Below are 15,535 nucleotides of genomic sequence, written 5' to 3' on the forward strand. Positions count from 1 at the left end.
CAAGCATGCAGCGGGCGGGTTACACTGGGTCCGCATCGCTGAATTGGCGGGCGATCTGTTCGAATTGTGGGGCGATGGCCAGAAAGGCATCGACCAGATCGGGGTCGAAATGCCGTCCGCGTTCGGCGCGGATGATCTCGACCGCCTGTGCATGCGGAAAGGCTTTCTTGTAGACCCGTTGGCTGATCAGGGCATCGTAAACATCGGCCACGGCCATCAACCGGGCGGACAGCGGGATGTTTTCGCCGGCCAGCCCCTCGGGGTAGCCGCTGCCATCCCATTTTTCCTGATGGCTTTGGGCAATTTCCTTGGCCATTTCCAGAAAGGGCACCGAGATGCCCAGTAATTCTTCTGCCCGTTCCAGCGCCTGCCGGCCCAGTACGGTATGAGTTTTCATGATCTCGAATTCTTCCGGCGTCAACGGGCCGGGTTTCAGCAAAATGCGATCGGGGATGCCGACTTTGCCAATGTCGTGCAGGGGGGCGGACTGAAATAACCGCGTGCGGGTTTCGGCCGTGAGGTGGGGGGCAAACCGTGGGTGCTGAGTCTTGACCAGATGTTCCGCCAGCGCCCGGACATAATGCTGGGTGCGGCGCAGGTGGTTGCCGGTGGCGTTATCCCGGGTTTCGGCCAGCGAAGCCAGCGACATGATGGTGACATCCTGCACGGCACAGACTTCGTTGGTCCGCCGTTGGACTTCGCTCTCCAGAAACGCGTTGTTGTCGCGCAAAAAGTCCGCACTGGCCTTGAGCCGCAGATGGAGGTTGATCCGCGCCATCAGGATCGGTGGGCTGATCGGCTTGGTGATGTAATCGACCGCGCCGATTTTCAGGCCGATTTCCTCGTCTTCGATCTTGCTCAGGGCGGTGAGAAAAATGACCGGAATCTCGCTAGTGAGCGGATTGGTTTTTAGCGTACGACACACGGAGAACCCGTCCATCACCGGCATCATGATGTCGAGTAGGATCAAATCCGGTTGCCGGTCGGCGGCCAGCCGGAGTGCCGTCGGGCCGTCGAGTGCCTCGAGTAGCTGATAGTGATCCTGCAGCAGCTCGCGCATTAAGACGAGGTAATCCGGCGTGTCATCGACCAGCAGCAGTGTGGGCTTGAGCCGTACGGCCGGGGTGGTGGGAGGTGTCATCTCATCCATTGCGTGATTCCGTTCAAAAGGGCTCGCGCGGGGCATCGTCGCGGGCGGTAAGGAGTGCCAGCTCGCCTTCAGCATTGGCGCCGCGTTGTTCGAGCATTTCGATAGATAGGCCAACCAATGGTAATACAGCTTCTAAAAGTTGCCACTGGGCGGCGCTCATGGGGGCGAATGCGGCCAGTTCGATGACGCCCAGGATGCGATTCGGTGCCGTAACGGGCACGAGGTAGAGCAGGGCGGGCGTGCCCTGGCCGAGGCTGGAACGGATCGGAAAATAGCCGGGGGGCGGTTCCTGAATGATCAGCGGCGCTCGTTCCAACGCGCATTGCCCCACCAGCCCTTCGCCGAGATGAAAATACGGGTGGTGCGCTTTGCGTTCGGTCAGGGCATAACCGCCAAGCAAGCGCAAAACCTGTTTGCGCGGGTCAAAAATATAAAAACCGCCTTGCGCTGCGTCCAGCAAAGGGCAGAGAAAATCGAGCACCTGCCGGGTGAGTTCGGTAAAGCTTTTGGTGCTTTGCATCAAGGTCAGCAGGCTGGCCTGATGGGATTTGACCCAATGGGCGGACTGGGTTTGCCGCGCCGTCATCTGCAATTGGGCGATGAGTCGCGCCATTTGCCCGAATTCATGCCGGCTGGCCGTTTCGGGGATGTCTTCGCTCAGGTCGCCCGCCGCCATGCGTTCGGCATGGACAAAGAGCCGCCGGAGCGGGGTGCGGATCGATTGCACGATCAGCCATCCCCAGAACAGGCTGAGCCCTGCGGCGAGCAGTAAGAGCAGCCAGGTGCGTGTCCGCGCCGAGGTAATCTGTTGGCGTGCCTGGTCGAGTGTGGTGTTGCTGTCGATCGTCAAGCGGCTGCGGAGTTGTTGCATCGATTGGTCGATGGCGCTGGCGCCCGCCCGCAGCCATTCGTCTTGATTGTCGGGCGCGGGTTGGGTGGTCGCCAGTTGCAGATAGCCTTGTGTGTGGCTGGCCAGTTCCTGGAGCTGGCTGACCAGTGCCGGGTTCTGGGCGAATGCATTTTCTGCAGACTGCACGGCGGCGGTAAATTGTTGATATTGCGGGCGGACGACGGTCGCGCTCGGTGCGCTCGACGCGGGTGCGTTCGGGGTTGTCGGTCGCGCACGGTCGAGGACATTTTTGACGCGCAGCCAGTCGATATAGAGTTGGTCGAGCCGTTGCAGGTGCTCTCCGGCCTGCTGTTGGGCGTGAATCAGGCTGCGTTCAGCCTGATATTCCACCCATTGCAGTTGCAGGGTCAGAAGCGCCAGAAATCCCATCATGCCAAGGATCAGGCTGTTGACCCGGGCGGTGAGGCTGGTATTGGCGAGCCAGCGGAGGAAAGCGTTCATGAGGGCTCCTTCGGCAGGTCGATCAATAAGCCCAGCAGCCCGCCCGGACGGCCATCGGGCGCGGCAAACCCGGAAATCGCATACAGAAGCCGGTGGGATTTGCCATCGGCATACACGAGTTCGATGGGGCGGATGACCTGGCTCTGTTCCGCAATCACCCGCTCATCTTCCTGTTGAAACGCGGTGCGTTCGGCTTCATCCAGATAGCTGAGATCCAGCACGCGTTTGCCGATCAGTGATTGCCGTTCTACCCCGAACGCGCGTTCATAGGCGCGGTTGAACCCCAAAAACCGCGTGTCGGAGCCTTTGAAAAACAACGGGTAAGGAATGGCATCGATCAATGCCTGTTCGGTGAGCAGCAGATTTTCGACATCCTGTTGCCGCCGCAGAATTTCAATATTGATGGCGAGCAGTTGGAGCCATTCATCCAGCGCCGCCAGCTGGTCGGTATCCAAGCCCTGGGCAAAGCCGAGTTCGACGCCGCCCAATACCCGTTGCTGGAGGGTGATCGGCAGAGAAACCACCATCACCGGCTCGGCGGCGCCGAGACCCGAGCGGATGAGCCAGCGAACCTCGGTGCCGGTTCGGTGAATCTGCCGTTGCCCTTCGCGCACCGCTTGCCCGAGCAAACCGGCCTGAACCGGCCACTCGGCGGGCGGCTCGGGCGTGCAGGCAAAACTTGCTAGCCGTTTGAGGTGGGTCTGGCTGGGTGTATCGAGCAGATAGACCACCCCCAGCAGGCTCTGGCTCTGCTGATGCACTTGGCTGAGAAACCGGGTGCCGAGTTCTTCCAGGGTTTTGGCCTGTTGCAGCCCGAGCGAAAACTGGTTGATCTGGCTGCGAAAGGCGGCGGCACTGGCTTCCTGTTCGAGCTGGGCTTCGAGCAGTTGCCGACTATGCTGGCGTAGGGCGAGCACGCGCCGAATCGATAAAAGCATGCTGAACAGCAGCAGGCTCAGGAATGCCGCGATCGTGCCGCCCGTCAGGGCGCGCAAGGAAGCCCCGCTGGCGGTCAGTGGCCGGAACAGGATGATCTGCCAAGCGCCAGCCGGGTCATCCCAGGCCAGCGCCGCGGTCGCACTCTGAACGACTTGCCCGTCGATCGTCTGGCGGCTGCGTTGCAGGCTGAAGGGCAGGGGCTGGCGGATGTTTTGCCCCCGGTCGAGCCAGCGCGGATCGGTCGCGGCAAAAACCACGCCGCCGGGGCTGATCAGCGCGGCGCGGGGGGCGGCTTGCGCCAGTTGCCGCACAATCGAGGAGAAGTCACTGCGCGCGACCAGCACGCCAATCCGGGGACTTAAGGGATTGAGCGTTTCGGTGATGGGCACGGCAAAATACAGGCTGTGATCCTGCCGGGCGATGCTGATACCGGCCTGCAGGCGGGATTGCCCGGCCATGGCGGCGGAAAAGTAGGGGCGGAACCCGACATTCAGCCCGGTGGAGTGCTGGCCATCTTCATTCCAGGAAGAACGAATCAGGCCGTCCGCGCCGACGATGAACACGCCCTTTGCGCCAAACCGCTGACCCACATTGGCGAGCAGGGACAGAGTATCCGGCGTGTTGAGGGGAATATCGCCGCGCGCATCCTGCTTGATGCGCTGACTGCTCAGGCCGAGTTGTTCCAGCACGATTTTCAGCTTGCCCTGGAGTTGATCCGGCGCCAGTGCCGCCGCCGTGCGCTCCGCCTCGCTCACCAGCATCGCATGCTGCTGGCGCTCGTCGTCTTCACTCAGCCATTGGAAAACCAGCCCGCCGATCAATGCGGACAGCAACAGCATGAGACCGATCTTGAGGTGTTGGGTATTGAGGCGTGCCAATATGCTCATGCCGCAGGCTCCAGATTCGGGCATTTTGCGCGCAGGCGCTGGGCGGCCTGGGCGAAATCGGCGCGGGCAATGGCCTCGGCGACCGCATCGAAGGCAATCCCTAGGAGGCTGAGCAGGGGTTGCGCCTGATCGAGAAACCAGGTTTTGGCGGCAGGGTCTTGCGCATCGAGCAGCGCCAGCAACTGCGCGGCGATTTCATTCGGGGTGTGCGGCGGGGCGGTGGCGGGCGAGGCGGATGGCGCTTCGGTGCGTTGCGTCATGGAGGCATCCCCGGCGGTTTGCGCTTCGGTCAGGGCATTGGCGAGGGCCAGCAGGAACGGGTTTTGCACCCCGAGCAATTGGTTGAGCCGTTCGGTGATCTCCACGCGATCGGCTCCGGCACGCAAGGATTCTTCCAATTGGGCGGCGCGATATTCGATCAGGGTCGCGCCAATGGTAGCGGCCATGCCCTTGGTGGTGTGTGCCAGGCGTTCGGCGGTAGCGAGATCTGCGGCAGCCAAGGCGGTTTCCATCGCCTGACCGAATGGGCTCTGCTGGGCGATGAATTTTTCCAGCAGACTGCGATACAGGCCGCATTTGTGCAGTGCTCGCGCCATCCCGGCGGCGGTGTCGAGCCCCGGCACGGGCCGCAGCAGGCAGGGGCGGTCGGCATTGGGTTCGGAGCGCGGGATGGGGGCAGTCTGTGGACTGGATGTCGGGCGGTTCCCCAGCCAGTGATCCAGCGCGGCAAACAGATCCTCCGGCTGAATCGGCTTGGTCATGAATGCCTGCATGCCGGCCTCCAGGCAGGTCTGTCGGTCTTTTTCCTGGGCATTGGCCGTCATCGCCAGGATCGGTGTGGCCGCAAACGCCGGCTGGGCACGCAGGTGCCGGGTGGCGGTGACGCCATCCATCACCGGCATTTGCATGTCCATCAGCACCAGATCGATGGGTTGACTGTCCTGCATCCGCTCGATGGCCTCGCCGCCATGATTGGCGACCACCACCTGACAGCCGGCCTCTTCGAGCAGCGCCTTGGCGACTTCCTGATTGAGTGGATTGTCTTCGACCAGCAGGATGCGTGCGCCGTGCAGGCGGTCCAGATTCGGCGCGGTGGGCGGAGGTAACTGGCTGCTGCGGGGGCTGTCGTCTGTCTCTAGCAGGCGCATCAGGGTATCGAACAGCAGAGAGGCATTGAGCGGTTTGACCAGAACGGCATCGATTTTTTGCGCCTGCGCCTGGCTGAACACTTCCTCCCGGCCGTAGGCGGTGACCAGCAGTAAATGCGGGGCGGGGGTGAGGCCGAGCGCCTGAATTTTTTGTGCTGTTTCGATGCCATCCATACCCGGCATTCGCCAGTCGAGCAAGACCACTTCGAATGCGTCGGCGGTGCCGGCGGCGGATCGGAGCGCCTGCAAAGCAGCCGCCCCCGAATCGACCGCCGTCACGGTGAAGGTCATGTCTTGCAACAGTTCGGCAATCACTGTGCGGGCGTTTTCGTTGTCGTCCACCACCAGCACGCGCATACCCCGCAGATCCGGTTTGGGGATGAGGGTGCGGCGCGCTTCACCGCTGATGCCGAGTTCCGCGGTAAACCAGAAGGTGCTGCCCTGACCATATTCGGATTCCACGCCCACCGTGCCGCCCATCATTTCGGCCAGTTGCTTGGAAATCGACAGCCCCAGTCCGGTGCCGCCATATTTGCGGGTATTGGAGCTGTCGGCCTGAGAGAAGCTCTGGAAGAGTTTGTCGCGTTGTTCGGGGCGAATGCCGATGCCGGTGTCTTCCACCGAAAAATGCAGCCGCGCCGAGGTTTCGCTCCGCGCTTCGACCCGGATGCGGATGCGGATCTCGCCTTGTTCGGTGAATTTGATCGCGTTGTTCACGAAGTTGATCAAAATCTGGCCGAGCCGCAGTGAATCGCCAATCAGGGTGGTTGGCACATCGGCGGCGACATCGAAAATCAGTTCGATGCCCTTGGCGGTGGCCGCTTCGGTCACCAGGTTGGCGAGATTTTCCAGCAGCCGATCCAGCAGGAAGGGCGCGCGTTCGAGTTCCAGCTTGCCCGCCTCGATTTTCGAGAAATCGAGAATATCGTTGATGATGCTGAGCAGATGCTGGCTGCTGCTCTGGATTTTCTTGAGGTAATCCTGTTGACGCGGGGTCAGCTCGGTTTTCAGCGCCAGATGGGTCATGCCGATGATGGCGTTCATCGGGGTGCGGATTTCATGGCTCATATTCGCGAGAAACTCGCTCTTGGCGCGCGCGGCTTCTTCGGCCAGCAGGCGAGCCGAGAGCATGGCATCAGCCGCCGCCCGCTCTTCGGAAATATCCTCGATCGTCCAGACGACCCCGCGCGCCAGATTGCCCGGCTCGATCGATCGTCCGGTCAGCCGTGCCCAGAACAACTGCCCGTCACGCCGTTTGAACAGCACTTCGCTGCGCGCCGATTGCCCTTGTTCGATCAGGGCGTAGAGCTGGCCGGCGCGGCGGAAGCTCTCTTCATCGGGATACCAGCTGCGCGTGCTGTGTTCGATCAGGCTGCCGGGTTCCGCGCCCAATAATTCTTCCAGACGCTGGTTACAGCGCACGACAACCCGATCCCGCAAAAAGGCAATCCCGCTGCTCACAGAGGAAAAGATGACTTCCTGTTCGTGCAGCAGTGCGCTGATTCTGGCCTGTTGCAGGGCGAGCTTTTGTGCTTGCCCCTGGGTTTCCAGCAGGAGTTTCCGGCTGTTTTGATCTCGGGTGAGGATGGCGAGGCACAGGCCGAGGGTCGGCAGAATCTCATCGAGCAGCGTTTGTTGATTTGCGGTCAGAGCCTCGGCAAGGGCGAGTTCCATCGCGCCCAGCAGCCGCTGGTTGACGATAATCGGGACGCAGAGTAATCCGCCGGGTCGATCCTGCATCAGCACGGACTGCACGGGAAAATAATTCTCATGGACGGGGTGAAACCATCGGCGGGCGCCATCGGCCGCACTTTGTCCGAGGAGCCCTTCATTCAGCGCAATCACCGGCGGGCTGCCCATGACGGTATCGGCATAGACGCCACATAACCGTAAACACTGCGCTTCTTCATCCAGACGATACAGGCTGGCTTGCTGGATGCCGAGCGGCGCCGCCAGCGGGGTGAATAAGGCCTCGGCCAGCGTATCGAAGTGCGTCGCCGCTTGAAGGGAGGGCACCAGCTCGGCAACCTGAGATTTAGTCGTGAGCGCCTCGCGCAGTTCACCTTGTGCCGTCGCGGCTTCATCAAACAAGGTGGTGACGGGTTCGGTGACATCGCGCCCCAGTTTTTGGGTGAGCAGGTGCGCCACCGCCAGCGTGAAGGCCAGGAGTCCAAATAACACCAACCCAAGGTGCAGGGTGAGCGGGGAAAAATCGCTGGCGGGCGCATAGGTGATGAGACTCAAAACCTGGCCGCCGACATCGATCGGGCGGGCGCTGACGATCCAGGTTTTGCCTTCAGCGCGGTATTTGTCGGCGCTGAAGGCTTGGCCGGCGTGCTGGTTGAGCGTCTGGATGGCCCAGGCGAGCAGGGGGGCGGTCTGCGGGGTCATCGGTTGCAGCGGGTTTTGGGGCGCAGTGGACTCGTTACCGGCTAGCCAGTGTCCCTGGGCATCGACCAGCGCGGTCTGGCCGGCGCTGCCATACGCGAGGCCGTGCATGGATGCTGAAAAATCCGAGAGATCCAGCTCAAACGCCACGACGGCGAGGGTTCCATCGGGTAACTGGCCGCGCAGGGCGGCGGTTACCCCGAGGGTGCCGTTGGGCGTTTGGGTGGGTGGGGTCCAGATCAGGGTCTGGTCGGGGGCTGCCAGCGCCGCCGCGAACCAGGACTGTTGTCCCAGTCCCTGCCGGGTTGGCGTTGGGGTGGCCTGTGACAGTGTCTGGCCTGACCAGTCAAACCACTGCGCCTGATGAGGGTGTGCCTCTGTCAGCAACTCGTTCCGCCAACCCTGAGGGGACATTTTGCGCAGGGTCAGTTCTTCCTGACCCAAAAGGGCGACATGCACGCTCGTCAGCAACGGATCGTGCGCCAGCATCGGCGTGAGCAGCCGGTTGAAGGCGGTGAGATCCGTGGGATTCAGGCTGCCGTTGTCCAGCCAGCTTTGCGTGGTGCGTAAATGGCGCACCACGCGATCGGCGCGGCTTTGAATCTGCTGGGTGATTTGGTCGAGGATCAGTTGCTGGCGCGTAGCGGCATCCTGTTCCGCCGCCGGATGGGTTTGCAGCAGGTAGAAGCCCATGATCGCGGCGAGAAGCGTGACGATCAGCACCAGCGGCAACTGCCAGCTCATGCGCCGCAGTAGCACCTGCACCTGTTGCAGGGTGACGGTCATCTCGACGCTCTTCTGGCGCGGGGGCACGCCCCGCCAAGGGTGATGGCAAACACGCTCGACTCCTTGAGAAACGCTGAATCAATCCATCTCAAGATTGATTTTGCTAGCCCCGCCGCTGCCCGGCAACTGGTTGGGTTTATACCATAGAAAAATTTCCGGCTGACACCCCGCGCATCTGCGCGCGGGGCACGAGGGGTTGGCGGTATGGCTGCCTATCGACGGATCACCCGGACGCCGAGGCGTCGATCCCAGAGATCGCGCCGTTCGGGATCGCGGGCGGCAAGCCAGAACGGGATGCCTGCCAGGGCGAGGCTGAGCAGACCCAAGAAAAATCGGGCGATGCTTCGGCGCAGGCGCTGCTGTTGCGGCAGTAAAACCTGGATGTGCCAGACCTTCATGCCGGGGGTTTGCCCGCCCCAGTACCAGAACAGCACGAAATACGCGCCGACCCAGAGCAGCAGCCAAAGCCGATAGACCGTGCTGAGTATCCCGTTGGGCGGCACCGCCTGGCCGCCATTGGCCGCTACGAAAATCAGGGTCGCGAGCATCAGCACGGCCAACACGAACAGGCTGTCATAAAACAAGGCGGCGGCGCGGCGCCAGAGGGGGGCGGGCGTCATGCGGCGAGCTCACTCAGTAGCTGGCGGATCAGGCGGCTGCGGGCGGCAAGATCCGGCAAGGGTTCGATGACCTTCAGGGTTTCGGCCTGGAGTTTGAAACGCTGGGGTTCGCGCTGAATCAGGCGGACGAGTTTCGCCGGATCGATGGCTGCGTCCGGGCGAAACACCAGCCGGGCGCCCCCGGCGGCGCACTCGATTTTCTTGAGGCCGTGCGCGCGCGCCAACAGTCGGAGCCGATGGGTTTCGATCAAGGTTTGTGCGGCGTCTGGCAGCAGGCCGAAGCGGTCGATGAATTCGACCTTGAGCTGGTCGATGGCCGCGTCGTCGGTCGCGCTCGATAGCCGTTTGTACAGAATCAGCCGGGTGTGGACATCGGGGACGAACTCTTCTGGAATCAGGGCGGGCAGGCCAAGGTCGATCTCGCTGGTATGCCGTTCGAGTGGGGCGGCGAGATCCGGCTGCTTGCCGGATTTGAGTGCCTTGACCGCCCGGTCGAGCAATTCCATGTACAGCGTGTAGCCGACTTCCTGCATCTGGCCGGACTGGCCATCGCCCAGCAGTTCGCCTGCGCCCCGGATTTCCAGATCGTGCGTGGCGAGGGTGAAGCCCACGCCGAGGTCTTCCAGCGCCGCGAGGGCATCGAGCCGCTTGAGGGCGTCCGGCGTCATCTGCGCGGGGTCTGGCGTGATGAGGTAGGCATAGGCGCGGTGGTGCGAGCGCCCGACCCGCCCGCGCAGCTGGTGTAGCTGCGCCAGGCCGAATTTATCGGCGCGGTGAATCAGAATCGTGTTGGCGGTGGGAATGTCGATGCCCGATTCGATGATGGTGGTCGAGAGCAGCAGGTTGAATCGCTGGTGGTAAAAGTCGGCCATCACCTGTTCCAGCGCGCGTTCGGAGAGCTGGCCGTGGGCAATGGCGATCCGCGCTTCCGGGATGAGGCGCTGGAGTTGCTCGGCCATTTTGTCGATGGTTTTGACTTCGTTATACAGAAAATACACCTGCCCCCCGCGATTGAGCTCGCGCTGGACGGCCTCGCGGATTTGGGCGTCATCCCATTGCAAGACCAGGGTTTTGACCGCGAGCCGTTCTCGGGGCGGGGTGGCGATGATCGACAAATCCCGAATGCCGCTGAGTGCCATGTTCAGGGTGCGTGGAATCGGCGTGGCGGTCAGCGTGAGCAGGTGCACTTCGGCGCGCAGGCGTTTGAGCTGCTCTTTATGGCGCACGCCGAAGCGTTGTTCTTCGTCGATAATGACCAGCCCCAACTGCCGGAAATCCAGGCCGTCGCTCAGCAGCTTGTGCGTGCCGATCACGATATCGATTCGCCCCTGTTTGAGGTCATCGGTGACTTCGCTGGTTTTTTTGCTGGAAGTCAGCCGGGACAAGCCTTCGATCCGAATGGGCCAGCCGGCGAAGCGATCACGGAAATTGCGCAGATGCTGTTCGGCCAGCAGGGTGGTTGGCACCAGCACGGCCACCTGTTTGCCATTCATCACGGCGGCGAAGGCGGCGCGCATGGCGACTTCGGTTTTGCCGAAGCCGACATCCCCGCACACCACCCGATCCATCGGCCGTGGCCGAGCCAGATCCGCGAGCACGCTGTCGATCGCGAGTTGTTGATCGGGCGTGGTCTCGAAGGGAAAGCCTTCGGCAAAACGCGCATATTCCTCGGTGAGCGGGAAGGCTTCGCCCCGCTGGGCGGCGCGTCGGGCGTGAATGTCGAGCAGTTCGGCGGCGACATCCCGCACTTGCTCGGCCGCTTTGCGACGGGCTTTTTCCCATTGGCCGCTGCCGAGCTTGTGCAAGGGGGCGTGTTCTTCATCGCCGCCGGTGTAGCGGCTGATGAGATCGAGCGCGGAGACGGGCACATACAGCTTGTCCTCGTTGGCGTAGTGCAGCACCAGAAACTCTTGCGCGATGCCGTTCATCTCCAGCGTGGACAACCCGGCAAACCGCCCCACGCCGTGGGTTTCATGCACGACGGGCGCGCCGATCGCCAGCTCGTTCAGGTTGTGGATGAGCGCGTCGGCATCGCGGGTGCGCGCCGGGCGTTTGCGCCGCTGGGCAACCCGTTCGGCATACAGGTCGGTTTCGGTGACGAGGGCGATCTCGCCCTCGGCGGTGTGCAGCACTGCGCCGTGTTCGATGGGCGAGAGGATCAGGCCGAGGGGGGCGTCATGCTGCAGAAAATCCGCCCAGCGGTCGAACACGGGGACGTTGAGTGCCTGGTGACGAAGCTGCTCGGCCAGGGCTTCGCGCCGCCCCGGGCTTTCCGCGGTCAGCAAGATTCGGCCGTCGAATTGCTGCCGGAGGGCGTGCAGCGGAGCCAGCTCGTCCTCGGCGCGCGTGACGGCGGGTTGTGCGGGCAGCGGGCGGTGGGGCAGGTGGATGGCCTGTGGCAGGCGGGGATCGTCCGTGCTGACGGTTTCCCAGCGCGGCCAGCGCTTGAGTTGCTGGCGGTATTCGTCGGCGGTTTGGTAGAGCGCTTCCGGGGGCAGAATCGGGTGGGCGATGTCCCCACATCGTTGGCTGAAACGATGAATCGTCTCGCCGATGAAGCGCTCGATCGCGTCCTCAACGCCCGGCAGCACAAACACGCGCGTGGCGGCGGGCAGGTAATCGAACAGGGTGGAGGTTTCTTCAAAAAACAGGGGCAGATAGGTTTCGATGCCCGCTGGAATCAGCCCCTCGCTGATTTGTTTGTAAACCGGGCTGCGGGTAGGGTCGCCCTCGAAGCGGTTGCGCCATTGGCGGCGGAAGGTGGCGATGCCGGTATCGTTGAGCGGAAATTCCCGGGCGGGCAGCACGGTGATCGCCTCGACGGGTTCGGTCGAGCGCTGGGTCTCGGGCTCAAACCCGCGCAGGGTATCGATTTCGTCATCGAATAAATCGATCCGCACCGGCTGGTTCATGCCCATGGGGAAGACATCGATCAACCCGCCGCGCAGGGCGAATTCACCCGGCTGCATCACCTGGCTGACGGCGAGGTAGCCCGCCGCAATCAGTTGTTCGCGGTAGCGATGGGGGTCGAGCCGATCGCCTTTTTTCAGAACGAAGCCTTGCCCGGCGATGAAGGCCGGGGGTGCCATGCGCTGCAGGAGCGTTTGCGCGGCCACCAGCAGGATGCCCTGGCTGCGGTGCGGTAGCGTCCACAGCAGGGCGAGGCGGGTGGAGATCAGGTCTTGATGCGGCGAGAAACGGTCATACGGTAGCACTTCCCAGTCTGGGAATGCCTCGCTGGGTTGGCCGAACAATTGGAGCGCTTCGGCCATTTCGCTCAGGGTACGGCTGTCCGGCAGGATCACCAGCAGCGGTTGGGGGCTGCGTTGCGCCAGTTCCGCGATGCTGTGTGCGGTGCCCAGCAGGGTGGCGGCGCGCAAGAAGACGGGGTGTTCGGCGCGATCGGGCAAGGGGGTGGGACGAGGAAGCGTGGCGGCCATGACTCAAGAGGCTTAGGAGGAATGGGCGGGGATTCTGGCTGATTTGTGCGTGATATGCAGCCGTTCGGGTCGGTTTTCCGGGTTTATTCCCGGCCGGACAGCAGAAAATGCTCGGCGGTGTCGAGTTCATCCGGCGCGCCGTAGAGCGTCAGGATGTCGCCCTCCAACAGCTCGGTGTCGCCTTGGGGGGTTTCTCCGCGAATGCCGCCACGGTTGATGGCATCGACAACGATGGTCCGGCTGGCCGGCAGACAGCTTTCCAGCGTACGGCCGATCGCGTAGGCGCCCTTGACGAGCGTGATGTTGCGCAGGGTGCGCGGTGCCAGCGGCAGAAAATCTTCATTGGAGCGGTCGCGGCTGCTGGTATAGGTATGCCGCAGGGGGGCGTAATGCTCGCGGCGGATTTCCTGAATCTGGCGCAGAATTTTGGATACCGGCACATTGAGCGCGCGCAGCACATTACCGGAGAGCACCAGGCTCATTTCGTAGATGCTGACGACGACTTCATTGGCACCCGCATGGAACAGGGGGTCGAGTTCTTCATCGCTGCGCGCGCGCACCATGATGGGAATCGTCTCGGACAGGCTGCGCGCCGCTTCCACGGTTTTGATCGTGGCGGTTTGATCGAGGTGGGAGACCACCAGCGCCCGGGCGCGTCCCAGACCCGCCGCCCGCAGGATGTCCGTGTGGGTGGAATTGCCGTAATGCACGGGCAAACCGGCTTGCAGCGCCTGCTGGACGATGTCCGGGTCGATCTCGATGGCGGTGTATTCAAACCCCTCGCTTTGCAGCAGGCGCGCGACATTCTGCCCCACGCGGCCAAAGCCGCAGATCACCACATGCCCCTGCATATCCTGGGCGAACTGGTCGATTTGTGCCTGATTTTCCCGGCGTTTCTTCTGATAGCTCGGCACGATCGCCTTGGTGATCCGGCCATTGAATTTGACGATGATCGGGGTGAGCGCCATCGAAAAGATCACCACGGCCAGCACCATCTGGCGCTCGAAATCCGTCATGATTTGCGGCGCGGTGATCGCCAGCATTGCAAAACCAAATTCCCCGCCCTGGGCGAGGACGAGCCCCGTGCGCAGCGCCACCCCCGGCTCCTCGCCCATCGAACGGCCAATCAAAAATACGATCACGGTTTTCACCAGAATCAGCAGCGCGAGCAGCAGTAACACCCAGCCGATCACCTGCGGCAGCTCGCGCACATTCAGCATCATGCCGATCGTGATGAAAAACAGCCCCAGAAGCACATCGCGGAACGGGCGGACATCGCTTTCGATCTGATGTTTGTACTGGGTTTCGGACAAGGCGATACCCGCCAGGAAAGCGCCGAGTTCATACGAAATACCGGCCTGATTGGTCAGCCAGCCCGCACCGAGAACCACCAGCAGCACGGCGAGGGTGAACAGCTCGGCCGACCGTGAGCGTGCGATTTCCCGGAACAGTGGGCGCAGCACCCAGCGGCCACCGAAGAACAGGACGACGGCGGCCAGCACCCCGGCGCCGATGGTCAGGCCAATATTCAGGCTCACGGCGGCGGTATCCACCGATCGGCCGATGGTGGCGCCGAGTACCGGGATGATGATCAAAAACGGAATGGCTGCGAGATCCTGAAACAGCAGCACCCCCACGGCGTTATTACCGTGGCGGCTGTTGATTTCGAGCTGGTCGCCGAGCTGTTTGATGACGATGGCCGTGGAAGAAACGGTCATGACCCCCGCGAGCACGAATGCCGCCGCCGGGGAAAACCCCATAAACCAGGCGGTGAGGCCGGTGACCGCCGCCGTGGCAAGCACCTGGGCGCCGCCCATGCCGATGACCGCGCGGCGCATGGCGATCAGCCGGGGCAGGGAAAATTCCAGGCCGAGCATGAACAGCAGGAACACGACGCCATACTCGGCGATCAGGTGGATATCGCTCAGGTTGCCAATCAGGGCGAGGCCATAGGGCCCGGCAATGGCGCCCACTAGGAGGTAGCCCAGAATGGCCGGCAGCCGCAAGCGCTGCAACCCGACGACGGCAATCACCGAAATGATCAGCAAGATCAGCAGTGAGGCCATGACATCGTGATGTGGCATTGAACAGGAACCTTGGGGCAGCGGAATGAGATTGAATGTACGGTGCAGGCTGGCGGGCGTCAAATATCCTGCATGGCGAGTTTCAGCCGGTGCATGAAGCGGGTGCGTGACCACTCCTGCGCGCCGAGGCGGAGTAGATGTGCGGTGCTGAACTGGCAATCGAGAAAGTCGATCGGTCCCCAGACCTGATCCCGCAGGATGGCGGCCAGGGCGAATTTGGACGCATTCGGTGCACGACTGAACATCGACTCCCCAAATGCCGCACGGCCAAAACGCGCGCCAAACAGCCCGCCCACCAAGCGATCGTCCTGCCAGACTTCGACGGAATGCCCATATCCGGCATGAAACACCGCGAGAAAGGCGTCGAATAGCGCGGGCACGATCCAGGTGCCGTCCTGGTCTGCCCTTGGGGCAGCGCAACCGGCGACGACCTCGGCAAAGGCCTGATCGACCGTGATCCGGTAGCGCCCCTGACGGCGCCATTTGTCTAGCGAACGCGAGAGATGAAAACGCTCTGGGGTCAGCACCGTGCGGGGGTCGGGTGCCCACCACAGAATCGGGTCGCCCGCGCTGTACCAAGGGAAGATGCCGCGTTCATAGGCTGCCAGCAAGCGGGGTAAGGAAAGGTCGCCCCCGACGGCGAGCAAACCATTGGGTTCGCGCAAGGCTTGACGGACGGGCGGGAAGTCGGTGGGGTCGGCCTGCGGGCCTTCACTGAGGAAGGGCAGCATCATGCCGGGGC

8 protein-coding genes are annotated in these 15,535 nt (G+C 62.6%); all 8 read right to left on the reverse strand.

The genetic code is table 11. The features are described from left to right. Positions 1–19: 19 nt before the first annotated feature. The 8 genes from VOI35_RS02285 to aat all read right to left on the reverse strand — a co-directional run bounded on the left by VOI35_RS02285 (position 20) and on the right by aat (position 15,527). Positions 20–1,150 carry an HD-GYP domain-containing protein gene (locus VOI35_RS02285; RefSeq protein ID WP_407276288.1) on the reverse strand — a complete coding sequence of 377 codons (1,131 nt, stop codon included), beginning with the start codon at positions 1,148–1,150 and terminating at the stop codon, positions 20–22. Between the two features lie 13 nt (positions 1,151–1,163). Beyond that, positions 1,164–2,501, reverse strand: a complete 1,338-nt coding sequence (locus VOI35_RS02290; protein ID WP_407276289.1) for a GAF domain-containing protein — start codon at positions 2,499–2,501, stop codon at positions 1,164–1,166. Beyond that, positions 2,498–4,327 carry a PAS domain-containing protein gene (locus VOI35_RS02295; protein WP_407276290.1) on the reverse strand — a complete coding sequence of 610 codons (1,830 nt, stop codon included), beginning with the start codon at positions 4,325–4,327 and terminating at the stop codon, positions 2,498–2,500. Before VOI35_RS02295 ends, VOI35_RS02290 begins: the two co-directional genes overlap by 4 nt. Then, on the reverse strand, positions 4,324–8,649 hold the full coding sequence (locus VOI35_RS02300; protein WP_407276291.1) for a response regulator: 4,326 nt from the start codon (positions 8,647–8,649) through the stop codon (positions 4,324–4,326). The genes VOI35_RS02295 and VOI35_RS02300 overlap by 4 nt, the downstream gene beginning before the upstream one ends. A 212-nt stretch (positions 8,650–8,861) precedes the next feature. After that, complete coding sequence (locus VOI35_RS02305; RefSeq protein WP_407276292.1) at positions 8,862–9,269, reverse strand: RDD family protein; 408 nt, start codon at positions 9,267–9,269, stop codon at positions 8,862–8,864. Further along, a complete protein-coding gene (mfd, locus tag VOI35_RS02310) occupies positions 9,266–12,709 on the reverse strand; it encodes a transcription-repair coupling factor (protein ID WP_407276293.1) in 3,444 nt (1,147 codons plus the stop codon). Before mfd ends, VOI35_RS02305 begins: the two co-directional genes overlap by 4 nt. A gap of 83 nt (positions 12,710–12,792) precedes the next feature. Then, the gene (locus VOI35_RS02315) at positions 12,793–14,793 is read right to left on the reverse strand and encodes a cation:proton antiporter (RefSeq protein WP_407276294.1); all 2,001 of its coding nucleotides are present in this window, start codon (positions 14,791–14,793) and stop codon (positions 12,793–12,795) included. Between the two features lie 59 nt (positions 14,794–14,852). After that, on the reverse strand, positions 14,853–15,527 hold the full coding sequence (aat, locus tag VOI35_RS02320; RefSeq protein ID WP_407276295.1) for a leucyl/phenylalanyl-tRNA--protein transferase: 675 nt from the start codon (positions 15,525–15,527) through the stop codon (positions 14,853–14,855). Between the last annotated feature and the right edge of the window lie 8 nt (positions 15,528–15,535).

Origin of the sequence: Halothiobacillus sp. DCM-1, from assembly GCF_045689735.1 — a bacterium.
GTDB lineage: Bacteria > Pseudomonadota > Gammaproteobacteria > Halothiobacillales > Halothiobacillaceae > Halothiobacillus.